This window comes from Ornithinibacillus bavariensis, from assembly GCF_050433565.1.
GTDB classification, from domain to species: Bacteria; Bacillota; Bacilli; order Bacillales; family Amphibacillaceae; genus Ornithinibacillus; species Ornithinibacillus bavariensis.
On sequence record NZ_JBNPWZ010000001.1, the window covers coordinates 348,474 to 373,758 of the forward strand.

Genomic DNA, 25,285 nt, shown 5'->3' on the forward strand with positions numbered 1-25,285 from the left:
AAACGGATACAAAACGTGTATAATAGGTGCTACAATAATACATGTCAAGGGGAGATAGAAGTGATACTAAGTGATCGATATAAAAGAATCTTAGATGACTTAATGAGTTATCCTAGTATGACAAGCATGGAGCTTGAAAGGAAATATAGCTTAACCCGAAGGCAACTCGGGTACGGCATTACAAAAATAAATGAATGGCTGAAGGGTCATGATCTCCCGGCAATTGAAAGAACAAGACAAGGTCATTTTGTAATTGATCAAGCTATATTAACAAAGCTCTGTGGAAATTGGGAAGCGATTTCTAAGAAAGTCAATCGAACAATTTTGAGGGAAGATGAAAGAGTGCACTTTATTCTAATGATGCTTCTAAGTTCAGAGGAAGAATTGTCACTTAATCATTTTACGTATGAATTGGATGTGAGTAAAAACACCGTTCTAAATGATCTAAAGCAGGCACAGACCTATGTGCACGAATACAATATAGTGATTCGTTATTCGAGAAAATTTGGATATGTACTTGAAGGAAAGGAATTCCAAATTCGAAAACTGCTTATGTATATGACATTTCAAATCCTGCAATTACGTGGTGGGGAAAGCTGGTTACAGAAGATAGCCAATATAAAAGCTGATGAATTAAATGAATTCAAGTTGCGTGTGGAAAAGGTTGAAAATCAACTCAACCTAAAATTCACCGATGAGAAGCATGATATGATGCCATACGTCTTGATCTTACTGTTAAGACGAATTAAAAAGGGCCATCAAATGGAAGCATTTTCAATTGAATATGAGGAGCTTTCAAATACTAAAGAATATAAGGCGACCGAAGAGCTTTTATACGATATGGAAGACATCCCGTTATCGGATCGCTTATTCATAACGCTTCATATTCTCACGACAAACATTTTTTCATCAGAAATATTGGAAGATGATCTGATGACGAACCTCTTACCTGCAATCGATAATATGCTAAGGCATTTTGAAAAGAGTGCTTGTGTTTATTTGCGGGATCGAGATCAACTGTTAGATAAGCTATTACAGCATTTGAAGCCAGCTTATTATCGAATTAAGTATCATCTTACAGATACCATCCTTTTTCAAGGTTCTCTAAGTAGAGAGTTCAAGGAGCTACACCATTTAGTAAAACGTTCAATTGGACCACTTCGTGAATTGATAGGTTCAGAGATACCTGATAATGAAATTGCTTTCATAACAATGCTTATTGGCGGATGGATGGATCGTCAAGGGGAAAGCATTGATAAAAAAGTAAAGGCTGTTGTCGTTTGTCCACAAGGCATTTCTGTATCAAGGCTTATGTTTAATGAGCTGAGAGAATTGTTTCCTGAGTTTATTTTTCTTGATTTTTTATCGGTGCGAGAGTTCTTAAAATATCCTTTAGAATATGATGTTATCTTTTCCCCGATAAATTTGGAGACAAATAAGAAACTATTTGTGACAAAGGCTTTTCTAGGAAAAGAAGAAAAATATCGTCTTCGGAAACAGGTCATGCTTGGTATTCATGGCTATGTTCCTGAAAGTGTTAATATTGATTACTTATTGGAGTTAATTGCTAACTATGCGACGATTCATCAGGAAGCGGAATTAAAGCAGTCTTTAGTACAGTACTTGGATTTAAATGAAAATGGGAAATTTGTTACACATCATTACGTTGGGAATGATTTGAATTTAGAAGATTTAATCAATCCGGATACTATTACTCTAGTTGATTCGGTAGATTCATGGGAAACAGCTATTCGTTTAGGTGCAAATCCGCTGTTGAAAAAAGGGATTATAGAACCTCGATATGTTGATGCAATGCTCCGCTATTGTGAGGAAGACTCTTATATTGTAATTGCACCTGGTGTTGCTATTCCGCATGCTGCTCCAGATGATGGTGCTAAGCAGGTTGGAATGAGCTTTCTTAGAATCCGGGATGGTGTTTCCTATACGAATGATTATGACATCTATTTAATAATTGCTATTTCAGCGGTGGACAAGCAACAGCATATTCATGCTTTAATGCAACTCATGAATTTGGTTGGTTCTGAGAAGGAATGTAATAAATTAATTAACGCCAATTCAGTTCAAGAAATAGTTGAGATCATTCAACACTATTCCAAGGATTGAACTAATTGGCAAAAGGAAGTGGGAGTGACAACGATGAGTGACTTAATATTTGATGAATCTGTAATTCTATTAGATGTTGAAGCAGATACAAAGGAATCCGTATTAGAAATTGTTGCAAAAAATCTAGTGGATAAAGGCTTAGTGAAGGAGAGCTTTATTCCAGCAATTTTAAAACGTGAAAGTGAGTTTGCAACAGGCCTTCCTACTGCTGGAGTTTCTGTAGCAATTCCACATACGGATGTAGAGCATGTGAATCAAAAAACCATCAGTGTAGCTGTACTAAAACAACCAGTTGATTTTGTCATCATGGGAGACGATCAAGAAACAACTCCAGTACAGATTATTTTTATGTTGGCAATGAATGAAGCGCATTCACAGCTAACATTGTTACAAAAACTGATGCAGATTTTCCAGGATGAACAAACATTAACAACGATTGCTAATGAAACAAGTAAAACGAATATAAAAAAACTATTAGAAGAGAAATTAGACTTAGCAGCATATGAAGGAGGTGAAAGATAATGGCTAAAAAGACCGTTTTAGTAGCTTGTGGTGCAGGTATTGCTACTTCTACTATTGTAAACAGTGCAATTGAAGAAATGGCTAAGGAACATAATATTGATGTGAATCTAGTTCAAATTAAAATTGCAGAGGTTAATAGTTATTTAGATACTGCAGACTTATTAGTTACAACTGCTATGACAAAAACTGAATATCCATTCCCGGTAATAAATGCACGTAATTTCTTAACTGGTATTGGTATTGAAGATACAAAAAAACAAATCTTGGATGAACTTAAAAAGTAATGCGGGTTTGGTGGTCCTAAAGAATAGAGGTCGGCCTAAATTCCTTTAGTCTGACCTTCGTTTGGGACAATCTAAAATCTCTCTTCATTAGGAGGAAAAAGAATGCAATCATTTGTTGATTTTATACAAGGATTTCTAGCATTAGGTGCAACTGTAATTCTGCCTGTCGCAATATTCTTACTTGGTTTATTCTTTGGACAAAAGCCAGGGAAAGCATTCCGTTCAGGCTTAACAATTGGGGTAGCTTTTGTTGGTATTTTCTTAGTTATTGATTTGTTAACGACTAACTTAGGCCCAGCTGCTCAAGGTATGGTTGATCGTCTAGGAGTGGAATTGAATGTGATTGATGTGGGTTGGCCTGCAACATCTTCCATTGCGTGGGCTTCTGTTGTAGCTGCATTTATAATTCCACTAGGATTAGTGGTTAACGTTGTCATGCTTTTAACAAAGACAACGAGAGTAATGAATGTTGATATTTGGAACTACTGGCATTATACATTTATGGCAGCTGTTATTTATGCCATCTCTGGAAGTATTATTCAAGGCTTAATTGCTGCTGTTCTTTTCCAAATTGTATGTTTGAAAATTGCAGACTGGACGACACCAATGGTTCGTGATTTCTATGAAATGCCTGGTGTATCTGTTGCGACAGGAAGTACAATATCTTATGCTCCTTTCATTTTTTTAGTAAAAGGTATTCAAAGAATTCCAGGTCTTAAGAATTTAAAAGCAGATGCAGATTCGATTCAGAAGCGTTTTGGTGTGTTTGGGGATTCTATGGTAATCGGACTAATACTGGGTGCTGCTATCGGTGCATTAGCTGGTTATGATTTTGGTAAGATCATTAATATTGGTATGTCAATGGCTGCTGTAATGATTTTGATGCCACGTATGGTTAAGATTTTGATGGAGGGCTTAATGCCAGTATCAGAATCAGCACGTAACTGGTTAAATAAGAAGTTTGGAGATAGTGATATTACTATCGGTCTAGATGCAGCTGTACTATTAGGACATCCCTCAGTAATCGCTACAGCACTAATTTTGACACCGATTACAGTTTTAATTGCAGTAATCTTACCTGGTAATAATGTTTTGCCATTCGGTGACTTAGCAACAATTCCATTTGTAATCGCTTTTATCGTTGGTGCTGCTCGTGGTAATATTATTCACTCTGTTATTGTTGGTACCATTATGATTGCTTTATCTCTTTATATGGCTACTGATATTGCCCCAGTGTTTTCACAAATGGCTACAGAGGCAAGTATTAAATTACCAGAAGGCTCAGCAATGGTTTCAAGTATTGACCAAGGTGGTAACCTGATTAACTGGGTAATCTGGAGAGTATTCGATTTATTTAATTAATAATGAAGAGTGGGGCTAACTGGTTAGTCCCACTAAATTATTTGGACCTAGTTTCTAAAGGAGGAGACATCAATGAAATCATTAGTCAAAACAGAATTAGGATTTGGTCATCTTGAGGTACAAGATAAACCTGTACCAACATCTGGTCCAGACCAGGTAAAGATTGAAGTGAAATATGCAGGGATTTGTGGTTCTGATATCCATACCTATGAAGGACATTATAAAGTTGCTGTTCCAGTGACTTTAGGCCATGAATTTTCTGGTGTGGTTGTAGAAGTTGGCGAGAATGTAACCGAGTTTAAAGTGGGTGATCGCGTTACTTCAGAAACAACTTTTTATATTTGTGGAGAATGTAACTATTGCCAATCTGGTGATTATAATCTTTGTAACCATCGTAAAGGACTTGGTTCCCAACAAGATGGTGGCTTTGCAAAGTATTTAATTGCTCGGAAAGAAAGCGTCCACCATTTACCGGAAAATGTTGATTATCAATCTGCTGCAATGACTGAGCCTTTAGCATGTACACACCATGCAGTTGCAAAAACAGATATAAATCAGGGGGATGTCGTTTTAGTAACTGGTCCTGGTCCAATTGGACTTCTAGCTGCACAAGTAGCTAAAAGTCATGGTGCAACTGTAATTATTACGGGTTTATCAAATGATAAGGTACGCCTAGATAAAGCAAAGGAAGTTGGTATTGATTATACAGTCAATACACAGGAGCAAGATCTATCAGAACTAGTAAACAAATTAACAAATGGTTATGGAGTAGATGTTGTACTTGAATGCTCAGGTGCCGTTCCAGCAGCGAATCAAGCACTAGGCCTTTTGCGTAAAAAAGGACAATATGCACAGGTCGGACTCTTTGCTAAACCAATGGTTGAATTTGATTTGGACAAAATCATTCAAAAGGAGATTCGTGTGGTAGGTAGTAGAAGTCAAAGACCTGCTGACTGGGAGCCTTCTTTAGCATTGATGGATGAAGGAAAAGTAAATGCCAAAGCTCTTGTAACGCATATCTTTGATATTACTGAATGGGATAAGGCATATGAAGCAATTAAAAGCGGTGAGGCTATTAAAGTTTTATTAACACCAGTAGAATAATAGAATCTCTATTTTAACGGGGGGGGCAGTCAGAATGAATAAAGAAGAATTAATTTCCATTATTGATTATACATTGTTAAAACCAACAGCAACGAAAGAAGATATTAAGCTATTTTGTGAAGAAACAATTGAATATGGATTTAAAACAGTATTTGTTAACCCATATTATGTTTCTTATGCTCATCGTTTATTGTCTTCACATGGTATTAAGGTAGGGGTTCCAATCGGATTCTCACTAGGTGGAGCAACTACACATGTAAAGGTAGAAGAAACAAAGGAAGCAATTAAAAATGGAGCAACTGAAATTGATATGCTCATTAATTTAGGAGCACTTAAATCTGGTGAATATGATGTTGTACGTGATGATATAGCTGCAGTTGTGAAAGCAGCTAATGGACTAACAACGAAGGTAATCATTGAAACAGCCTTATTATCGGATGATGAAAAAGTAAAAGCTACGGAGTTAATTATGGAGGCTGGAGCTGACTTTGTAAAGACTGCTACAGGATTTAATGGTGGTGGTGCGACTGAAAAAGATGTAAAACTACTTCACTCTGTCGCTGGAGATAAACTTGGTGTAAAGGCAGCAGGTGGTATTAAAACCTATGAGGATGCTGTAAAAATTGTCAAAGCCGGTGCAACCCGCATTGGCGCAAGTGGTGCCACTGCAATCATTAACGGTGGAGTATCGACATCATCTTACTAAATGAAGTGCCAGATATTTCCCCATTTTTATCTGAAATCTTGTCATATAACAAGGAATAATGAAAATTATGGAAGGAAAGTGAACAACCATGGTAGATGCTCTTTTAGACTTTATGTTAGGACCTTTACGAGGTATTAGTCAATTTTATATTGAACACCAAATGATTATGAACACAATTGTCATCGGATTTGCTGTGTATAAAATCTTAAACAATAATAAAAAAACTGAGAAAAAGTCAGCTAGTTAACACAACAAAGAAAAGGGTGTTTGTTTTGAAGGCTTTAAATTTATATGGTGTAGAGGATCTACGATTTGAAGAGAATACACCGAAACCGGTAATCGAAGATGCAAATGATGTTATCATTAGGGTCAAATCTGTTGGAATATGTGGCTCCGACACTTCCCGTTATCGAAAACTTGGTCCTTATGTAGAAGGTATGACATTTGGTCATGAGTTCGCAGGTGAAGTGGTTGAAATAGGTGCTAATGTGACCAATGTAAAAGTTGGAGATCGTGTTGCGGGTTGTCCAGCATTTGTTTGTGATGAATGTAAAAGCTGTAAAAAAGGCGAGCCTGCTCGCTGTGAAAAGCTTTCTGTCATTGGTGCATACCGCCCAGGCGCTTATGCAGAATATACGAAACTACCAAATACACATGTCATCCCATTACCCGATAATGTAGATTTTGATACGGCTGCAATGGTTGAACCATCTGCAGTAGTTGCCCATGGCTTTTATAGAACTACCATTCAGCCAGGTGCTGAAGTAGCTATTATGGGTGTGGGTAGTATTGGATTACTTGCCATTCAGTGGGCAAAAATATTTGGGGCAAAGAAGGTATATGCTATTGATATCGACAACAACAAACTAGAAATTGCTAAAAAGCTAGGCGCTGATGTTGCTATCAATTCGTTAGAAAAGCCTGCACATGAACAAATTATGGATTATACAAATGGACAAGGAGTAGATTTAGCTGTAGAGTCAGCAGGCTCACCGATAACCTCTGCCCAGGTATTTGCATTGCCACGTAAAGGCGGTGAAGTAGTATTTTTGGGTATTCCATATGCAGACATTCATATTGAGCGTTTCTTCTTTGAAAAAATTGTTCGTAACGAGCTAACCGTCTATGGCTCATGGAATGCTATATCAGCCCCATTTCCGGGAAAAGAATGGAGCACCACCATTCATTATATGAGCACAGGACAAATACAGTCAGAACCAATGATTTCTCACCGTCTATCATTAGAAGAAGGACCAGAAGCTTTCCGAAAAATCATCCATCGTGAAATGGATTCTGTAAAAGTAATTTTCCATCCGTAATCCGAGCTTAGTTTCCATTGTTATTGATAAGATATAGTTAGGATTATTTAATATTAAAATAGATAGTCATTTATCCATCCAGCATTTATTGCTGGATTTTTTTTTATGTAATAACTAGGGTAGTTGTTTTCTAGCAGCTAGTAGATATCAATACTAGTATAGAAATCCTTTGTTACGATACAGGATACAAGTTATGTTGCCTAATATTAATCAGTGATTATTCCTGCAAAGCAAGGAATAAGTAATGTATAGTTGGTGACTTCTAGTAATTGAAGGGATTATGTAAAATATCTTTGTTTAATGGGCAAAGTAAATAGAGGGTTTGACAATAACATTGAAGTTGGCAAACACCGTAATCTCAAGGGTTTTATTTTATGTTTGTTAAATAATAAAAACCATTGTACCAATCATATCAGTTTACGTTATAATTAGGGATGGTATATTTTACATAGTGATAATGCTAACTCTGTTTTAGGGAATTTACATGGATATACTTTCATGAACGTATACAATAGAAGGTAATTTACTGAAGGAGGCTATTCATGCAAAACGTATTCAAAAAACTGGTACCTATAACCATATTTTTTGCATTGTTTTTAGTAATAAGTGCTTGTTCAACAGGGGATAGTGATAAGAATAAGGATGGATCTAGTAGCCAAGAAATTAATATACGAGTGAATAATGATCCTGATTTTCTTGATCCACATATGGCAGAAGCTTCGATTACATTTCAAATGCTTTTAAATATTTTTGATGGCTTAATGTTCGGGGATACAGACGGTTCACTTAAGCCAGCACTTGCAGAGGATTATACGATTTCTGACGATGGATTAACGTATACCTTTACCATTCGGGATAATGTGAAATTTCACAATGGCGATCCTTTGACTACGGATGATATCATGTATTCCTTTGAACGCCTAATGGGTAAAGGCTCTGGAAAGCCGCTAACTTCCAATTTTGATAATATTGCATCCTTAAAGGCTCCAGACGATAAAACCTTTGTCATTACATTGAAAAAACCGAATTCTGCCTTTCTATCGTATTTAACCGCACAGGATTCAGCTATATTACCAAAGAGTAATGATGGGAAACATAGTGAGGAGCCAATCGGTACAGGTCCATTTAAATTTAAAAGTTATAGTCCGCAGAATAATCTCGTATTAGAAAAAAATAAGGATTACTGGAAAGAAGGACTACCATATTTAGATAAAGTAACGTTTACCTTTCAGCCTGATGATCAGACTGCATTAATGTCTCTTCAAGCAGGTGAAATGGACTTAGTTTCCGTCGGGGCACATCGAGTTCCAGAGGTTGAAAATAATTTTAAACTAGAATATCAAAATAGTAATGCTACCTTATTAGTCGGATTTAATGAAGCAAGAGAACCGTTTAATGATACACGAGTTCGCCAAGCAATTAATTATGCGATTAATAAGGATGATATTATTGAAGCAGTGTTTTCTGGGTACGCAACAAAGATTGGATCGAATATGAGCCCTGCAATGGGAGCATTCTACGAGGAAGGCCTTGAAAAGATGTATGACCATGACGTAGAAAAGGCGAAGAACTTATTAAGTGAAGCTGGTTATCCAGATGGATTTGAAACTACTATTTCCATTTCTTCACATGCTGCAATGTATACAGATGTTGCACAGATTGTTGTGGAAAACTTAAAAGAAATAGGAATAAAAGCAAAAATTGAAGTTGTGGAATGGGGAATATGGCTTGACCGTATTTACAAAGGTAGAGACTATGATATGACAATTATCGACTTTACTGGAAAGCTTTCTCCTTATGAAACCATTAAACGTTATCAATCAGAGGATAGTGGTAACTTAGTTCATTTCTCCAACAATGAGTATGATGAATTAATGAAAAATGTATTGTTAGAAACAGATGAAAACCGTCAGATTGAGATGTATCATCGTGCACAGGAGATACTTGCGGAAGAAGCAGCTGCAGCATTTATCGCTGATTATCAAATCATTTGGGCGATGAATCCTAAAATGGAAGGTTATAAGCTATACCCGTATTTCTTCCATGATTTATCTGAAGTGAAATTGGTTGACTAGAAGGGATTGGCTGGCATGGCCTATTTTATTCGAAGGCTCGTTCTGTTATTTATTACATTAGTGCTTGTATCACTAATAACTTTTGCGGTCTTTCAAATTATACCTGGTGACCCCATTCGAATTATGCTAGGGCCAGAAGCCGATGAAACGCAAATTGAAACGTTAGAAAAAGAGCTTGGTTTAGATCAGCCCCTCCATATCCAGTACGTAGACTGGGTTGGTGGGGCAATTACTGGTGATTTTGGAAAATCTATTCGTTTTTCTCGTCCAGTTTCCGACTTAATTTATGACCGAATACCAATAACATTTTCTCTTGCAGTGTTATCTGTCATTCTAGTGGTAATAATAGCCATTCCACTTGGCATATATGTTGCTAAAAAGCCTAATTCATTGATGGACTATGCTCTTTCGACAGTAACTCAAGTAGGAATGGCAATCCCATCCTTTTGGTTAGGAATGTTATTAATCCTATATCTAGGGATGACATTTTCATTTTTTCAGATTAGTGGCTATGTACCATGGTCGGAGAGTATCTTGGGAGCGCTTGGAACCTTAATATTGCCAGCACTTACTATTGCTATTCCACAAATTGCCGTTTCTTTTCGATATATTCGTACCTCTGTACTAGAGCAAATGCAGCGTGACTATGTTCGTACCGCCCGTAGTAAAGGAATGCGGGAAGGTTCCTTGATGTATCGGCATGTACTACGGAATGCAATGATCCCAATTTTAACGGTCTTTGGCCTAATCTTTGCTGAAGTAGTTGCAGGTACGATTATTGTAGAACAAGTATTTGGCCTACCTGGTCTTGGTAGTCTATTAATAACGGCAATTAGTTATCGTGATTTTCCATTAGTACAGGGGATTGTCATGTATATTACCTTGATTGTCGTCTTCATTAACTTTATTATTGATATTTTATATTCTATTATAGATCCTCGTATACGACTATAGCTAGGAGGTGGACCCGTATGAAACGATTACGAAATGTTGGAAAACATATTAATCTATTACTCGGTGGGGCAATCCTAGTTTTTTTTCTAGTGATGATGACGGTTAGTTTCTTCTATACGCCATATGGTGTAGAGGAGATGGATATTCCGAACAAATTGCAGTCACCAAGTGCTGCTCACTTGCTTGGTACAGATGAATTTGGCAGGGATATTTTTAGTCGAATGATGAAAGGAACACAGACAGCATTTTTTGTTGGAATTGTTGCAGTAGGAATTGGCCTTGTTGTCGGTACGATAGTTGGTGGTATTTCTGGTTATCTTGGGGGCTGGGTCGATGAAATTATTATGAGGGTTATCGATGCATTAATGGCATTTCCAGGAATTATTCTCGCACTAATGCTTGTGGCAGTATTTGGTTCAGGAATGTGGAATACGGCGATTGCTCTTGGGTTAATGGCTATTCCAGGTATTGCTAGAATTGCACGTAGTGGATTTCTGCAGACAAAGGAGCAGGATTTTGTGTTGGCTGCCAAAGCGATGGGAATAAAGCCTATTACCATTATGTTTCGCCACATATTACCTAATGTATCCTCACCATTGATTGTTGCAGCTTCGATAGCTTTCGCAGTAGCAATTTTAGCTGAGGCAGGTCTTAGTTATTTAGGCCTTGGTGTACAGCCACCTGATCCAAGCTGGGGAAGGATGCTTAAGGATTCACAGCCCTACTTAGTAAGTGCTCCCTGGTATACTTATGCGCCAGGGGTAGCTATTACGTTAGTTGTGCTAGGTTTTTATATGTTGAGTAATGCAATCAGTGAGATTAGTGATCCTAGAATGAGGGATTAATGAAATATATATAGATAGGGAATAGCACTTATGAGAGAGTTTCATGAAGGTGCTATTCCCTTTATTCATTTAGAAAACATTTTCCCAAGTAATAGCTAGCATTGCTCCAACCAATGCTAAGTAATCACATGTAATCCTAAGCGTAATGAACTAGTTGGATATATTTACTTCAATTGGTACAGATACTAAGTTCCACTGTTTGCCGAGCATTTCAAATGTATGCATAGCAAATATTTGCGCTTGTCCAGGTGATAGAGCTGTAATGGTGTTTCCTTCAATTTGGACATTTTGTTCGTTCTCAGACGCAAAGAGTGTTGTTTCAATGTTTTGCTTTTCATCTACCCGATAGTTAACAAAAGTCTTAGCTTGAATGGTTGCCGTTTTTCCTACCTTTAAATTCCGCTTTTTAATTGGTGTGTCGATTTTAGTAGGCGCATCTGTTAGCCACTGTGTATAATCGGTTATTGGTCCAATAAGTCCTTTTTTGAGTAGTTCTTCAAAAGGCTCCTGACTACGGAATGTCCAGTGCATATTTATAATACCTCGTTGTCTCATATACGTAATAGATTCCTCGGAAAGACTACCATAGCTAGAATTTAATCTCGCGCCGATTGTTGTTGCATAATTGAGCATTTGTTCTGCATCCTGTATGCGCTGTTGCTCGGAACCAGGTACAGAGGCTGAATATAGATAGCCTACACTAATCCCCGGTGCAATTTCACGGAATTTCTTGACCGTGTCTATACTAAAGCTTTGTAGGACAACCATGTCTTCCATTCCTTCGTCCTTAATCTCTTGCAAAACTTGCTCTTCAATATTTTCAGCCTTTACTTCGATTAGAAGTATGATATCTTTGTCTTTAAACCCTTGAAGGAATTCACGGAAGGTTGGTACTTTTTCTCCTGCAAATTCAGGTCCGAATTTTATTCCTGCATCAAGTGAACGGATTTCCTCTAAGGTCAAATCTGCAACATTTCCAGTGCCGTTTGTCGTCCGATTGACAGTGGTATCATGCATTATAATTAGCTGTCCGTCTTTTGTTTGTTGTACATCAGTTTCAATAAGGTCTGCGCCTAAGTCGTATGCCAAATGATAGCCTACCATTGTATTCTCTGGGGCAAGGGAAGGTACGCCACGATGCGCGACAACAATAGGACGTTGTACGAATGTGTTTTCTGGATAAAGACTGTATGCTGTTACAGCCTTACTTGGATTTTCGGTAATAATCCCATCAACACCAGCGTGTAGTAAATCATGAATATTCTCCCCAATTCCCCAAACAGCAATCGCACGAGTATGGAAAAAGTAAACAGTTTTATCGGTTATAAGACGCTCTGGTAGAACAATACTCATTGAACGACTACGGTTTGCATCCGTAACGAGCTTTTTTAGATCGTGCTTATTTAAATGTTCTTTATTGTAAAGAATCGCACCACGTACTTGAGGGTGTGCTGCTTTAATTTGGTTAATAATTTCTTGATTGGAGGATATGATGTGAATATCTTTTGTGGAAACAGTGTCTAGAACTTCAATCACTCCATTTGCTACGTCTTGATTTTCTACTTGGATAGTTGGTATTGCTTTCCCTCTTATACTAGCAAGCATATCCAAGAGTAATATATCTCCAACTGTAATGTTACCGCTTTCATTTAATTGCGCATCTAGTAGCACATTGGAAGCACCTGATAATAGGTTGGTATCACTAGAAATAATTGTTGGTGCATTTACCATATTTGTGTCTGGTTCATCTGGTAAGAAGGCATTAGAATGTTCAATTGGTGGTAAATCATTTGCTCTGGTAGTTACGAGTACATTATCAAATTCTACAGTGGCGCCAGATACTTGAAAACCTAAATCTCCCTCTAACCATTGATTCGCAAGATCAGTATCAATTACTAGCTGACCGTTAATATATTGTTGAATACGTTCACCTTTTGCAATTACCTTAAGCCGATATGCTTGCCCATATCGAAAGTCCTCCGGATAGAACTTCTTTGCAGGTACACTCCATGTATTTGATTCTGTCCTTATTGCAAATTCTACTCCGTTTAAGGCAGAAGTTCCCTTACGAACAGCAAATTGGTAATATGGGTAGTTATCATTCTGTACGCGATACATGAGAGATACCCATCGAGCATTATCTACAGCAGATTTAAATGTTACATCTGCTTCAAAAACGTAGTCTCCGATTTTGTCAGGCACTGGAATTAATACTCTAGAAGGTGACGAAGTACTTGAAGATGATAAGATCAGCTTCCCATCTTGAGTGGTTGCATTTCCCTCTAGAATCTCCCACCCGTCTGGTAGCTGTCCGTTTGTTAGCTGATTAAAGTTCTCTTCAATTAGCTTATTTTCATTTGCGGAAGCATGAGGTGTCTGTAGTAAATAGGTAAGCATAAATAAAATTGCTAGCATAGGAATTAGATAAATAAGTTTCCTCATTAGAAATATTCCTCCTTACATATTGGTAAAAACTTACTTAAATACTATTTCTACGATTCTTTCCCCCTTTCGATATACGGTAGAAAAAAAGAGAAGAAACCAAATAGCCCTATAAATTAGGGGGATATTCGGTATCTTCTCTTGGACTCCTACCAGTATATAAAGTTAATAATAGTATATCCTATGGCGCATAGGATTCGTCCATAGGGAGAAGTCTTCATTCTATTAAACGGATTCTAGTAATTTAGAATTATATTTCTTTCCCAAGTTGTAGGTCCTGTAACTGGTAAGGATATAGATTACTCAGATTATTATAAAATACTGAGATACTATAATTATGTAATGAATTTAAAAATTTCCCTATTTACAAAAATGAAACCGTTTGCTAAAATTAATACAACCTTAATTGAATAGTTCTCAGAGAATATAAGAGAAGAGAATGAAATGAAGGCCCTTTCTTTTTGGAGAGGGGGAATTTTTCGTTCTCTTTTTTCTATCATGGGAATTTATTCACTTAAAATTTAAAGGGGGATATACATGAAACGAATAGTTTTGGCATTATTTTCATTAGTATTTTTAGTAGGTTTTCTTGCCGCATGTGCAGGTGAATCTTCTGGTGATGGAAAGGGGAAAGGAAAAGGGGATTCCTCTGATCCAATAACACTTTATTCACCAGAAACTCCTGATTTAACAAAGGAACTGGCTGCAAAGTTCGAGGAATTGTATGGACAAAAGGTAAACGTTCATTATGCTGGTACGAATGTGTTAGTAAACCAAATGATGGCGGAAAAGGGTAATCCACAAGCTGACGTTTGGTATGGTGGTGGGGGACTTCTACCGTTTGAATCTGCAGTTGATAAAGGTATCATTACGAAATACATACCAGAAAGTGCAGAAGACTGGGAAGTAGTTGAAAATGGTATAAAAATGAAGCATCAAGATGGATATTATGTTGGCACTGAATTATTCGTATTAGGTTTTGCTTACAATACAGATCTGGTAACTGAAGAAGAAGCACCAAAAACTTGGGAAGATTTATTAGATCCAAAATGGGAAGGGAAAATTCAATTCCCGAATCCAGCAGCATCCGGAACAGCGACACTTATGGTGTTAAGCCACATGATGCAGTATGGTGAGGAAGCTGGTTGGGAATATTTCCAAAAGCTAGCAGATCAATCAAACTCAATTCCTGACTCTGGTTCAGCACCTACAAAAGCAGTAGCAATGGGTGAAGCACATATCGCAGTTGGATTTGACTTTATGGCATATGAGCATAAAGCAAAGGGTGAAACAGTAGATTTTGTTGTTCCTGATAAAACTCCTATTCTTGTAAACCCAGCAACTCTTGTAGAAGGTGCTCCAAACCCTGAGGGTGGAAAGAAATTCATGGACTTTATGCTAGGTAAGGAAGCACAACAAATTCTTGCAAATTGGTATCATATTCCAATTAATAAAGAAGTAGAATCTAAAACACCTTTAAATATTGATTCTATCAAGGAAAATGCAGTTGATTTAGATATTGATTGGGTAAACGAAAATTATGATCGTATTCGTAATGAGTGGAAAAGTAAAATTAACTAAAGGAAGTTGATAATATGGGGTCAGTTGTAGTAGAACAGCTTAGGAAGGATTTTTCGGGTGTAACTGTACTTCAGAACATTGATTTGGACATTAAAGAGGGCGAATTCTTTGCTCTCTTAGGTCCATCTGGTTGTGGAAAAACAACGACAATGAGATGTATAGCTGGGTTTGAAAGTCCGACAAGTGGAACTATCAAAATTGGAGATAGGGATGTAGCAAAATTAGCACCAAATGAAAGAAACTGTGGAATGGTATTCCAGAGCTACGCATTATTTCCACATATGAATGTATTTGATAATGTCGCTTATAGTTTAAATATTAAAGAGCTACGAAAGGGTAACTTGTTCAAAAAGGTCGGGGTTTACACACGTATGCTCAATAGTAAATTAGTCAAATATCCTAAAGAAATCGAAAAGAAGGTTATGGATATTTTAGAGTATGTTGAGCTTACCGACCATGCAAAAAAATTGACGAGTGAGCTTTCTGGTGGACAACAACAGCGTGTTGCCTTAGCTAGAGCCCTTGTAATGGAACCGGAAGTACTATTAATGGATGAACCTTTATCCAACCTCGATTTAAAGCTACGTCACACGATGCGTAATACTATTCGACGTATTCAACAGGATTTGAAAATTACAACAATCTTCGTTACACATGATCAAGAAGAAGCAATGAGTATGGCAGACCGGATTGCCGTTATGAAGGATGGAGAAATATTACAGATCGGTACACCAACTGATTTATATAGTAATCCAAAGACACCATTTATTGCTGACTTCGTAGGAACGTCGAATATTCTTCCTGGTAAAGTGGTAGCAAGTGATAATGGAATTACTACTGTCCAGATTGGAAATCAACAGATTAAATCAGTTACGCAAACCGATAAGACGGATGTTCAAGTAATTATTCGTCCAGAAAATATCAATGTCTTAAATGGCGGTAGCGATGATTATGACAATGCTTTTGAAGGTACTATCCAGTTTGCTACGTATCTAGGTAACACCGTTCGTTACGATATAAAAGTTGGTGAGCATCAGCTTGTAGTGGACACTACATATGAATCTGGGGATAGTATTAAACGAAGCGGGGAGAAGGTTCGATTAGGAGTATCACCTGAAAGGGTGTTACTAATATGAGTAAATTAAAACGTTTTTTATCAGGAATGGGATTTATTAAGCTTCTTATCTATGGATTTTTCCTGTTGTTTCTCATTATCCCGTTGTTATCCGTGTTTTTGGTTGCTTTTACAAATGAACCAATAAATGTATTTGGCTCATTGATAAGTCTTGAGCAGATGCAAACTACCATCGAGCAATTCAAAAATGCGACACTTGATAATTTTAAGTCTATTTTTTCCTATGGGCATTATTTTCAAGGGTTACTGAATAGTTTAAAGCTATCATTAATCGTTTCATTATGGGTGCTTGTCATCTGTATCCCGATAGCATATGGTATTGCCCGCACAAAAATGCCATTTAAGAAAACAATAAGTGGGTTAGTAACTATTCCATTAGTTATTCCTACATTTATTTCTGCATATGCATTCATTATCATGTTCGGTCGTTCAGGCTGGGTAACGTATATTTATCAGCAATTGGGTGGAGAAGGGATGCTAATTGATCCGTATTCCATGACTGGAATAGCTATCGTGCAAATCTTTTTCTTCTTTCCTTATGCTTTATGGCCAATGGTAGCTGCATTCAAAGTAAGTGATGTATCGCTTGAGGAAGCTTCTCGTAATATGGGTGCAAAAAGTTGGTTAACCTTTATTACTGTTACCTTCCCATTAGTTATTCCTGGAATGCTTTCCACTGCTCTTGTGATTTTTGCAGTTAGCTTTTCAGACTTTGGAACACCTATTATTTTAGCACCAAGTGATCTAAATCTGATTGTAGTTGATGCATATCGTGAAATTGCAGGATTCTTTAACTGGGGTGGAGCGGCAATCCTAACCGTCATCATGATTGCAGTAGCTGGTGTGATTTATTGGCTGCAGAATTACCTTCTAAAGGGAAGGGACTATGGAACGCTTTCCGGAAAGCCTAAGAAAATTAAGTTAATCGAGAATAAAGCATTAACAGTTCCGTTAGCAATTTTTTCTGGCTTTGTAGTAATTATTCCTTTGTTAGCCATGGGTACAATCTTTTTACAATCGATTGCAACAACTTGGGGTAAGGATCCATTACCAAGTGGCTATACACTAGAACACTATAAAACGATTTTTACATCTTCATTAGGAAATATACAAAATAGCCTTGTCCTAGCTGGTGGGGCACTAGTGCTTAGTGTAATCATTGCCATTTTCGTATCCTACTTTGTTGTGCGCCATCGCTCAATAACATTGGATTTTATGACAACCGTTCCATTAATTGTACCAGGTATTGCGCTAGGTATTGCATTAATACAAACATTTAATACAGCACCTTTACAGCTTACTGGTACCGCTTTGATTCTGATTATTGCGTATACAATCCGACGATTACCTTATATGGTTCGTTCTACGGTTGGTACCATGAAATCTATTAAACAGGATATTGAGGAAGCAGCAGTTAACCTTGGCGCTTCCACCTTGACCGCTGCTGTTACAGTTGTTGGTCCGTTAATGTTACCAGGTATTGCTGCAGGATCGATTCTAGTTTTCGTAACGGTCATTAAAGAAACTAGTATTTCTATATTAATGGCTCCAGCAGAGTGGGCACCGATGAGCTTAGCAATTTTCCAAAATGTGCTACGGGCAGAGTACTACTCCGCTGCAGCGATGTCCGTAATCCTAGTCATCATGGTCCTTCTGCTACAGGCTCTTGCTAATAAACTATCTGGGGGAAATAAATCATAGGTCTGTATAGGAGGAGAAAGATGCAAAAGGGTTTTATCTTTGATCTGGATGGAACAGTTTATATTGATAACCAATTGATTGATGGAGCTGCTGAAGCTATTAAAGAACTGAAGGAACGTGGCGATAAGGTTGTCTTTTTAACAAACAAATCGATAGAAACGGTTTCTGCATATGTTGAAAAGCTAACAAAGCTAGGTATTACAGTAACCCGAGAAAATGTCATAAACTCTAATTTCTTAGTTGCTCGATATTTAGCTTCACGAATCAGTAGTGAGGAAAAGGTGATGGTTATCGGTGAGCAGCCCCTATTTGATGAACTAACAAATATGGGTATTAGCATATCCGATGATGAGGCAGAGGTTAGTTATGTGGTTTTGGGTTGGGATCGGGAATTCACCTATGCCAAGCTGAATCGTGCTTTTCAAGCTTGGCGTAATGGTGCTATTGTCGTTGCAACTAACCCTGATCGAACTTGTCCAGTAGAAGGTGGCCAAATTCCAGATTGTGGTGCAATGATTGGTGCAATGGAAGGGGCAACAGGGGAGAAGGTAGAACTAATTCTCGGTAAACCTTCCCCTCTTGCTGCGAAATTCATTGTAGAGGATATTTTAAATCTACCACCTGAAAATTGTTATATGGTCGGAGATCGATTAGAGACAGATATTCGAATGGGGAATGATTGCGGCTTACAATCTGTTCTCGTATTAACAGGTATAACTGAAAAGGGTATGCTTGAGCATACCCAACATCAGCCGAAATATGTACTGAACAGTATTAGCGAAATTCCTGAGATTACTAGATATTCAGATTCCAAAGCTTTGGATCACCTGAAGAAATAGCTAGCGCTCCGGCTTCTAGTCCGTTATTAATTTCAGTTCTATTACTTACTAACCCTCCTGCTATAATTGGTAGGTGGGTTAGTTTTGTTAATTTATCGATGATTTGTGGCATTACGCCAGGCAAAACCTCTATTGCATCTGGTTTACAAGTGTGAGCGATTTCAATTCCTTTTTTCATGGCATTCCTGTCAATTAAAAAAATACGCTGGATTGCCATGAGACCTTCTTCCTTAGCATATTTAATTAAATTACTTTTCGTCGTAATAATACCTTTCGGCTGCCATACTTCTGTTATATATTGAATTGCACTCTTCGTATTGGAGAGCCCGTCAATAAAATCTATATGAACAAAGGTTGTTTTATTATATTTCTTTAAACGGTCTAAATAATCCTTCGTTGTCATCAAGTCGCCAGTTAATAGGAAAATGATATTTGAATTACTGTGAATTGCCATATCTAAATGATCCTCATGCTTGACCGAAGCAATAACCTGGGATTGAACTAAATCTACTATATTGTCCACTCATTTCTCACTCCCCTATTTTTTGAATCGATTATACCATAACAATAGAGAGCAGGTACAGAGCATAAAACAAAAAACTCCCTATTTTTCGACAATAAATGACAGAAAACAAGGCAAAAGCAATCAATATCGATAAACTACAATCTGAGAAAAACAAAAGATGATATCCCTCCAAAAGCTAGCGAAAATTACCATAAGTGAGGTTCATAAAAATAAGCCTATTATTTGTCCCATGCTAATGCGTAAAACAATAAACATTGTATTTACAATTTTCCCCCCATTACAGCATGCATTGATGAGATTGGTTTGCAAAGTGAGTAGAGAAGGTCGTATTTCATAACAATTATTAACTCTCTATGACTAGTTATACAATCCCATCAAAAAAAGCCAACTCCTTCGTATACGCACAGGAAATCGGCCATTTTTAGGTTGAAGCTTTGCTTTTAAGTTTAGTAAAATTGCTTTTATTTTTTCCAGAATAGCTGCCATACCTCTAAAGCCAAATAAAAACGAGAAGTGCAACCGTTAGAGGAGGACCAATCAGGTAAAGAATACTATACAGTCGTACGACTAGGCTTTCACCTGAAAAGATTTCGGTATTTTCTTTTTGTTTAAGAAAAGGAAACCATTTGCTTAAGTAATCTTTACTATTTTCCATGAGGCTATAGCAACTAGTCATATTTTCGAAAACATAGTATAAATCTGTTTTCATATAAATACAGCATTGGTAAACCGTTTTTATACAAATATCAAAGATGATAATTGTAAGTATACTAGTCCAAAAGGTACCGCTTCCATTTAAGAAGATAGAGAGTAGTAAGGTGGTGCTTAAAATCACTTGTTCAAATGCCATACCACCTAGATAAAGTGTATTTCGTTTACGAGGTGGTAATTTCCAAGCGGAAGTTAAGTCTGTTTCCAGGACAATAAAAATTAGTCTATGTCCCACAGATAGTTTTGTTGGTAAATCGTAAGAACGGATTGCTAAAATATGGCCAAGTTCGTGTATCATAAGAAGTAAAAAGGATATGGCCGCATAAATAAGGACACTAAGAACAATAGAATCAACTAAAAAGATATCACGATAATGTGGAATAAATTCTGGATGAAAGATAATTAATGTAATATTCATGATGAAAAAAGCGAAATACAGTATAGTCGATATCTTATTAAAAAAAAGTTTTCCAAGCTTGGGTGAAATCCACCGCATCCCTTTTATTGAAGGTGTTTTTTTCACAACTGAAGTAGCTTGTCCATCTACTGTTTTAACTAGTCCAAATTCCATTAATTGATAGGCAAAATCAATAACTTCCACTTCTTCAGAAGAATATACTTGTAATAATTGATACTCCACCTCGCTAAGCTTTTTTCCTTGGTTGATTAGCTCGATTGCATCAATGCAAATCTGTGGCATTTCAAAAAACTCTCCAGTAGCTTCATCTTCAATAATGAAGTTCTTTTTATCTGGGTGTATTTTTAGTGGATATAAAGTAAGCTTAGACTCTGCATTTAGTTTCATGATTGGCACCACCACTTCTCTCTAAGTTCATAGAATGCTAGATTAGTTTAGTGGGAAAAAGATGCACCACCAGCAAGTTGCTTTAACTTCTTTTAGCTTACGGACTTTCATTTTTATACACCTCCTTTCAAATTTCCTATAGAAAAAGGAAAGCGAATGCCTTCCCACTTTTTTAATGCATTTCCCCTTTGGAAATGCGAAGTTATTTTGTTTGCTCATGATGTTGTTTATAATGTATTTCTTCCCAAGTGGGATATACTTGGATAAATATGTCGACTAGTTCAGGATCAAATTGAGTACCTTTTCCTTCTAAAATACGATTATACGCTACTTCATTTGTAAGTGCATCTCGATATGCCCTTGATGAGGTCATAGCATCAAAAGCATCTGCTATGGATGTAATTCTTGCAAGAAAAGGGATTTCTCTTTCCTTTAATCCATTTGGATAGCCTTTCCCATCCCAGCGTTCATGATGGTGTAAGATCACACCGAGGTTATTCGAGATTTCAACCACATCCTCTACAGCCTTAGCGCCAATCTCGGGATGTTGTTTTATTAAATCAAATTCTTCTTTTGTAAGCTTCCCTGGCTTTGTTAGAATGGCATCTGGAATACGAATTTTTCCAACATCATGTAACAGGCAAGCAAAATAATAGTATCGAAGTTCTTCTTTACTTAAGCTGCCAGTAGCTTTTGCTAGAGAAAGTGCATATTCTGCCACCCGTTCACTATGCCCACGAGTGTATGGATCCTTCATTTCAAGCGTTTGAATTATTGCTTTCACGATACCTTCTAGTCGGTTATCATATTCTTGTTTTACTGCCTCTAAATAACTCATAAAACGATGAAGAATGATATAAGAGATTATAGATAAGATAATAACAATTAACAATGGAAGGATTACAATAGAATCCTGAATCACACTACCGATAATTATGTATTTTAATAGGACTCCACCAGAAACTAAGTAAAAATAAGTTTTGTTAACAAAAATAGGACAAAACAAAACCATTACAATTTCTACTAGATTTCCACTGCTGTATGGAACATCCTTACCTTCATAAACCCAAATATCTCTTGCTATATTCATAACGATATAGCATATAAAGTAAATATACTTAATCGATTTGGGATTATTTGTTTTTATTAGATAGATAGAAAATGGTAATAGTGCAATCATGATAATATATAATACATAATCAAATGGATTTGTAATAATCATCATTGGAGCATTCCATGGCGTGTTTGGAAGTAAAAAATTATAAAATATATCATAAACAAAGAATACAATATAAAATAGCCATAAAAACCAAATTGTTGCTCGCTTCTCTTCTTGAATTAATGAAAGATGAAGTGATTGTTTCATCATTTTCTTCATTCCTGTCTTTAGCTCTTATATATGAGTTTATAATCCAATTGTTATTTCATCCACTAAGAAGTAGTTTTATCACAGTTAACTAGCAGTTAAAACTCACCGAATGAAGTTTCACTTTAGGGCAATAATTTTGCATTCTTTCGCGAATAATCACGATTCCAATTATAATGCTTTTCAATATAAGTGTAAAGATGACAGAAAAATGCAATTGTTATAGTGTGATATACAAGAGGCAAGATTTCTATGGATAAGTTTTATCCTTGCTAGTCGCTTTCTATGGCTGTATCGACTTTTGGTAGGTAATGCCTGTTTTGGCTACCGTTTCCCGTGGTTGTCTCGACTTTCGGTAACCAATAGTCGTTTTGCAGCCCCGTTTCTTATGGTTGTCCCGAAATTTGGTAACCAATAGTTATTTTGCAATCCGTTTTTCATGGGTGCCCCGAATTTCGGTAGCCAATAGCAGCTTTGCAGCCCGTTTTTCATGGTTGTCTCGAATTTTGGTAACCAATAGCAGCTTTGCAACCCGTTTTTCATGACTGCCCCGAAATTTGGTAACCAATAGCAGCTTTGCAACCCGTTTTTCATGACTGCCCCGAAATTTGGTAACCAATAGCAGCTTTGCAACCCGTTTTTCATGGTTGTCTCGAATTTCGGTAACCAATAGATGCTTTACAACCCGTTTTTCATGAACGTCCCGAAATTTGGTAACCAATAACAGCTTTGCAGCCCGTTTTTCATGGTTGTCTCGAAATTCGGTAACCAATAGCAGCTTTGCAACCCGTTTTTCATGGTTGTCTCGAAATTCGGTAACCAATAGCAGCTTTACAACCCGTTTCTCATGAACGTTCCGAAATTCGGTAACCAATAGCAGCTTAGCAGCCCGTTTTTCATGACTGCCCCGAGTTTTGGTAACCAATAGTCGTTTTGCAACCCGTTTTTCATGACTGCTCCGAATTTCGGTAACCAATAGTCGTTATACCTACCGTATCCCATAACCACACCCAAATTTCGGTAGCTAATATCTGTCTTACCTACTATTCCCTATGGCTGTAGTCGGTTGCTTTCTTTCCTACTATACAAGTGGGTTGGCGGTGATTGTATCATTAAATAATCACACTAATCAGCATTAGACATATTCTCCTCATTACTATAACTATCCGAATGTGGATTCCTCTAAACCAGAATCTATCAATATTGGCTTGAGACTTCGAGAATTCCATGATGTTAACCAATATGTTTTTTGGAGTGAGCCAGGACCTGAAAATAGTAGTATGATTTGCTCATAAAATTCTCCCTATTTAAATTTTGTCAGGAAGAGGAGTGACAAAAACACATTTAGATTTGGTTGTTTGGTAAGATGAAAGCGCTGTATCATTAAATATGTAAGGATTTATCTAATTATAATCAAAAATAGGGGTGATTACGATGACGGAACAAAAAGGCTTCCGTGCCAAGGTCCAGCGTTTTGGTAGCCATTTAAGCGGTATGATTATGCCAAATATTGGTGCTTTTATTGCTTGGGGACTTATAACAGCATTATTTATTCCAGATGGATACTTTCCAAATGAAGACCTAGCAGCACTAGTAGATCCAATGATTAAGTACTTATTACCTTTACTAATAGGTTTTACTGGTGGACGTATGGTTTATGATTTCCGTGGTGGAGTAGTAGGTGCTATTGCGACCATGGGTGTTATTGTTGGTGCAGATGTACCAATGTTTTTAGGTGCGATGATGATGGGACCACTCGCTGGTTGGATCATGAAGAAAATCGACAGCGTGTTCCAGGATAAAATTCGTTCCGGATTTGAGATGCTATATAACAACTTTTCTGCCGGTATACTAGGAGCAATACTTGCTGGAATTGCGGTGAAGGCTATTGGACCAGTAGTTGCAGGGCTTAATAAGGTTCTAGCTACTGGGGTTGACTTTATTATTGAGGCAGGTTTATTACCACTTGCCAACATTATTATCGAGCCAGCAAAGGTATTATTCTTAAATAATGCAATTAACCACGGTATTTTAAGTCCAATTGGTGTGGAGCAAGCAAATGAAAGTGGGAAATCTATTTTATTCCTCTTGGAAGCAAATCCTGGAGTTGGACTTGGAATTTTATTAGCATTTGTTGTTTTTGGCAAAGGTGCAGCTAAGAGTTCTGCATCAGGTGCTGCAGCAATACAGTTTTTAGGTGGGATTCATGAGATTTATTTCCCATATATTTTAATGAAACCAATGCTATTAGTGGCAGCCATTGCCGGTGGTATTAGTGGGGTCTTTACACTTACACTTTTTGATGCAGGGTTACGTGCTCCAGCCTCCCCAGGAAGTATCTTTGCAGTATTGGCGATGACAGCTCAGGATAGCTACATTGGTGTTGTTCTTGCAGTAGTTGTATCTGCAGCAGTTTCCTTTGCGGTTGCTTCTGTAATCTTAAAAACGGATAAATCGAAAACGAATGATTTATCGGATGCTACAAAGAAGATGGAAGATATGAAAGGAAAGAAAAGCTCTGTTGCAGATGTATTGAAGCAAAGTAACGAAGAGGCAGCAGAAGAGCTAGCAGCAGTTGTTCAAGAAGAGGTTAAAAAGATTATTTTTGCGTGTGATGCAGGTATGGGTTCTAGCGCCATGGGTGCTTCTCTACTGAAGAAGAAGTTTAAGGATGCTAATATTGATATTCTTGTAACAAATAGTGCAATCAATGAGCTACCTAGTGATGCTGATATCGTCATCACACAAAAGGAATTAACAGAACGAGCAAAGGCAAAACTGCCAAATGCACAGCATATTTCTGTTGAGAACTTCTTGAATAGTCCAAAATATGAGGAGCTTATTCAACGATTTTCTAAATAAACATTCATGAAACAGGAAAGGG

The 25,285-nt window shown here is 37.2% G+C and carries 20 protein-coding genes; 15 read left to right on the forward strand and 5 right to left on the reverse strand.

Features of this window, described 5'->3' with window-relative positions; translation table 11 throughout:
- Positions 1-60: 60 nt before the first annotated feature.
- The 10 genes from HNR27_RS01590 to HNR27_RS01635 all read left to right on the forward strand — a co-directional run bounded on the left by HNR27_RS01590 (position 61) and on the right by HNR27_RS01635 (position 11,295).
- Complete coding sequence (locus HNR27_RS01590; protein WP_212920489.1) at positions 61-2,124, forward strand: BglG family transcription antiterminator; 2,064 nt, start codon at positions 61-63, stop codon at positions 2,122-2,124.
- A gap of 33 nt (positions 2,125-2,157) precedes the next feature.
- Positions 2,158-2,646, forward strand: coding sequence for a PTS sugar transporter subunit IIA (locus HNR27_RS01595; RefSeq protein WP_212920490.1), 489 nt, complete (start codon positions 2,158-2,160; stop codon positions 2,644-2,646).
- Entirely contained in the window at positions 2,646-2,930 is a 285-nt protein-coding gene (locus tag HNR27_RS01600) for a PTS sugar transporter subunit IIB (protein WP_212920491.1), read from the forward strand. The genes HNR27_RS01595 and HNR27_RS01600 overlap by 1 nt, the downstream gene beginning before the upstream one ends.
- Before the next feature lie 102 nt (positions 2,931-3,032).
- The gene (locus HNR27_RS01605) at positions 3,033-4,292 is read left to right on the forward strand and encodes a galactitol-specific PTS transporter subunit IIC (protein WP_212920492.1); all 1,260 of its coding nucleotides are present in this window, start codon (positions 3,033-3,035) and stop codon (positions 4,290-4,292) included.
- A gap of 72 nt (positions 4,293-4,364) precedes the next feature.
- A complete protein-coding gene (locus HNR27_RS01610; protein ID WP_212920493.1) occupies positions 4,365-5,396 on the forward strand; it encodes a zinc-binding dehydrogenase in 1,032 nt (343 codons plus the stop codon).
- 34 nt (positions 5,397-5,430) lie between these two features.
- Complete coding sequence (deoC, locus tag HNR27_RS01615; RefSeq protein WP_212920494.1) at positions 5,431-6,102, forward strand: deoxyribose-phosphate aldolase; 672 nt, start codon at positions 5,431-5,433, stop codon at positions 6,100-6,102.
- 272 nt (positions 6,103-6,374) lie between these two features.
- Positions 6,375-7,421: a galactitol-1-phosphate 5-dehydrogenase gene (locus HNR27_RS01620; RefSeq protein ID WP_212920496.1), complete on the forward strand. Its 1,047-nt coding sequence runs from the start codon at positions 6,375-6,377 to the stop codon at positions 7,419-7,421.
- Positions 7,422-7,963: 542 nt separating this feature from the next.
- Positions 7,964-9,496, forward strand: a complete 1,533-nt coding sequence (locus tag HNR27_RS01625) for an ABC transporter substrate-binding protein (protein ID WP_429338525.1) — start codon at positions 7,964-7,966, stop codon at positions 9,494-9,496.
- A 15-nt stretch (positions 9,497-9,511) separates the two neighbouring features.
- The gene (locus HNR27_RS01630; RefSeq protein ID WP_429338526.1) at positions 9,512-10,450 is read left to right on the forward strand and encodes an ABC transporter permease; all 939 of its coding nucleotides are present in this window, start codon (positions 9,512-9,514) and stop codon (positions 10,448-10,450) included.
- A gap of 17 nt (positions 10,451-10,467) precedes the next feature.
- Positions 10,468-11,295 carry an ABC transporter permease gene (locus tag HNR27_RS01635; RefSeq protein ID WP_212920499.1) on the forward strand — a complete coding sequence of 276 codons (828 nt, stop codon included), beginning with the start codon at positions 10,468-10,470 and terminating at the stop codon, positions 11,293-11,295.
- Positions 11,296-11,445: 150 nt separating this feature from the next.
- Here the strand turns inward: HNR27_RS01635 and HNR27_RS01640 are convergent, their stop codons facing one another.
- Complete coding sequence (locus HNR27_RS01640; RefSeq protein ID WP_429338527.1) at positions 11,446-13,737, reverse strand: glycerophosphodiester phosphodiesterase family protein; 2,292 nt, start codon at positions 13,735-13,737, stop codon at positions 11,446-11,448.
- 537 nt (positions 13,738-14,274) lie between these two features.
- Between HNR27_RS01640 and HNR27_RS01645 the strand changes: the two genes are divergently transcribed.
- From HNR27_RS01645 to HNR27_RS01660, 4 genes are read left to right on the forward strand one after another with little or no spacing between them, the layout of a single operon-like run.
- On the forward strand, positions 14,275-15,318 hold the full coding sequence (locus HNR27_RS01645) for an ABC transporter substrate-binding protein (RefSeq protein ID WP_212920501.1): 1,044 nt from the start codon (positions 14,275-14,277) through the stop codon (positions 15,316-15,318).
- A gap of 14 nt (positions 15,319-15,332) precedes the next feature.
- The gene (locus HNR27_RS01650; protein ID WP_212920502.1) at positions 15,333-16,454 is read left to right on the forward strand and encodes an ABC transporter ATP-binding protein; all 1,122 of its coding nucleotides are present in this window, start codon (positions 15,333-15,335) and stop codon (positions 16,452-16,454) included.
- A complete protein-coding gene (locus HNR27_RS01655) occupies positions 16,451-18,154 on the forward strand; it encodes an ABC transporter permease (RefSeq protein WP_212920503.1) in 1,704 nt (567 codons plus the stop codon). The genes HNR27_RS01650 and HNR27_RS01655 overlap by 4 nt, the downstream gene beginning before the upstream one ends.
- 20 nt (positions 18,155-18,174) lie before the next feature.
- Positions 18,175-18,993: an HAD-IIA family hydrolase gene (locus tag HNR27_RS01660; RefSeq protein WP_429338528.1), complete on the forward strand. Its 819-nt coding sequence runs from the start codon at positions 18,175-18,177 to the stop codon at positions 18,991-18,993.
- On the opposite strand, the gene HNR27_RS01665 is transcribed toward HNR27_RS01660, so the two are convergent.
- The 4 genes from HNR27_RS01665 to HNR27_RS01680 form a co-directional block, all read right to left on the reverse strand.
- Positions 18,950-19,516 carry a glycerol-3-phosphate responsive antiterminator gene (locus HNR27_RS01665; RefSeq protein ID WP_212920505.1) on the reverse strand — a complete coding sequence of 189 codons (567 nt, stop codon included), beginning with the start codon at positions 19,514-19,516 and terminating at the stop codon, positions 18,950-18,952. The genes HNR27_RS01660 and HNR27_RS01665 overlap by 44 nt on opposite strands.
- Positions 19,517-20,009: 493 nt before the next feature.
- Positions 20,010-21,035 (reverse strand): PqqD family protein, encoded by a 1,026-nt coding sequence (locus tag HNR27_RS01670; RefSeq protein ID WP_429338529.1) that lies wholly within the window; start codon positions 21,033-21,035, stop codon positions 20,010-20,012.
- A gap of 202 nt (positions 21,036-21,237) precedes the next feature.
- The gene (locus HNR27_RS01675; protein ID WP_429338530.1) at positions 21,238-22,404 is read right to left on the reverse strand and encodes an HD-GYP domain-containing protein; all 1,167 of its coding nucleotides are present in this window, start codon (positions 22,402-22,404) and stop codon (positions 21,238-21,240) included.
- A 415-nt stretch (positions 22,405-22,819) separates the two neighbouring features.
- Positions 22,820-23,377: a hypothetical protein gene (locus tag HNR27_RS01680; protein WP_429338531.1), complete on the reverse strand. Its 558-nt coding sequence runs from the start codon at positions 23,375-23,377 to the stop codon at positions 22,820-22,822.
- A 458-nt stretch (positions 23,378-23,835) separates the two neighbouring features.
- Between HNR27_RS01680 and HNR27_RS01685 the strand changes: the two genes are divergently transcribed.
- Entirely contained in the window at positions 23,836-25,263 is a 1,428-nt protein-coding gene (locus HNR27_RS01685; RefSeq protein WP_212920508.1) for a PTS mannitol transporter subunit IIBC, read from the forward strand.
- The last annotated feature ends 22 nt before the right edge of the window (positions 25,264-25,285 follow it).

What these genes read in the sequence shown, in the direction of transcription:
- HNR27_RS01610 (WP_212920493.1), top strand. Translation starts at nt 4,365, where the DNA reads ATGAAATCATTAGTCAAAACAGAATTAGGATTTGGTCATCTTGAGGTA.
- HNR27_RS01655 (WP_212920503.1), top strand. Translation starts at nt 16,451, where the DNA reads ATGAGTAAATTAAAACGTTTTTTATCAGGAATGGGATTTATTAAGCTT.
- HNR27_RS01595 (WP_212920490.1), top strand. Translation starts at nt 2,158, where the DNA reads ATGAGTGACTTAATATTTGATGAATCTGTAATTCTATTAGATGTTGAA.
- HNR27_RS01600 (WP_212920491.1), top strand. Translation starts at nt 2,646, where the DNA reads ATGGCTAAAAAGACCGTTTTAGTAGCTTGTGGTGCAGGTATTGCTACT.
- HNR27_RS01630 (WP_429338526.1), top strand. Translation starts at nt 9,512, where the DNA reads ATGGCCTATTTTATTCGAAGGCTCGTTCTGTTATTTATTACATTAGTG.
- HNR27_RS01650 (WP_212920502.1), top strand. Translation starts at nt 15,333, where the DNA reads ATGGGGTCAGTTGTAGTAGAACAGCTTAGGAAGGATTTTTCGGGTGTA.
- HNR27_RS01605 (WP_212920492.1), top strand. Translation starts at nt 3,033, where the DNA reads ATGCAATCATTTGTTGATTTTATACAAGGATTTCTAGCATTAGGTGCA.
- deoC (WP_212920494.1), top strand. Translation starts at nt 5,431, where the DNA reads ATGAATAAAGAAGAATTAATTTCCATTATTGATTATACATTGTTAAAA.
- HNR27_RS01685 (WP_212920508.1), top strand. Translation starts at nt 23,836, where the DNA reads ATGACGGAACAAAAAGGCTTCCGTGCCAAGGTCCAGCGTTTTGGTAGC.
- HNR27_RS01670 (WP_429338529.1), bottom strand. Translation starts at nt 21,035, where the DNA reads ATGAAACTAAATGCAGAGTCTAAGCTTACTTTATATCCACTAAAAATA.
- HNR27_RS01625 (WP_429338525.1), top strand. Translation starts at nt 7,964, where the DNA reads ATGCAAAACGTATTCAAAAAACTGGTACCTATAACCATATTTTTTGCA.
- HNR27_RS01635 (WP_212920499.1), top strand. Translation starts at nt 10,468, where the DNA reads ATGAAACGATTACGAAATGTTGGAAAACATATTAATCTATTACTCGGT.
- HNR27_RS01660 (WP_429338528.1), top strand. Translation starts at nt 18,175, where the DNA reads ATGCAAAAGGGTTTTATCTTTGATCTGGATGGAACAGTTTATATTGAT.
- HNR27_RS01675 (WP_429338530.1), bottom strand. Translation starts at nt 22,404, where the DNA reads ATGATGAAACAATCACTTCATCTTTCATTAATTCAAGAAGAGAAGCGA.
- HNR27_RS01640 (WP_429338527.1), bottom strand. Translation starts at nt 13,737, where the DNA reads ATGAGGAAACTTATTTATCTAATTCCTATGCTAGCAATTTTATTTATG.
- HNR27_RS01645 (WP_212920501.1), top strand. Translation starts at nt 14,275, where the DNA reads ATGAAACGAATAGTTTTGGCATTATTTTCATTAGTATTTTTAGTAGGT.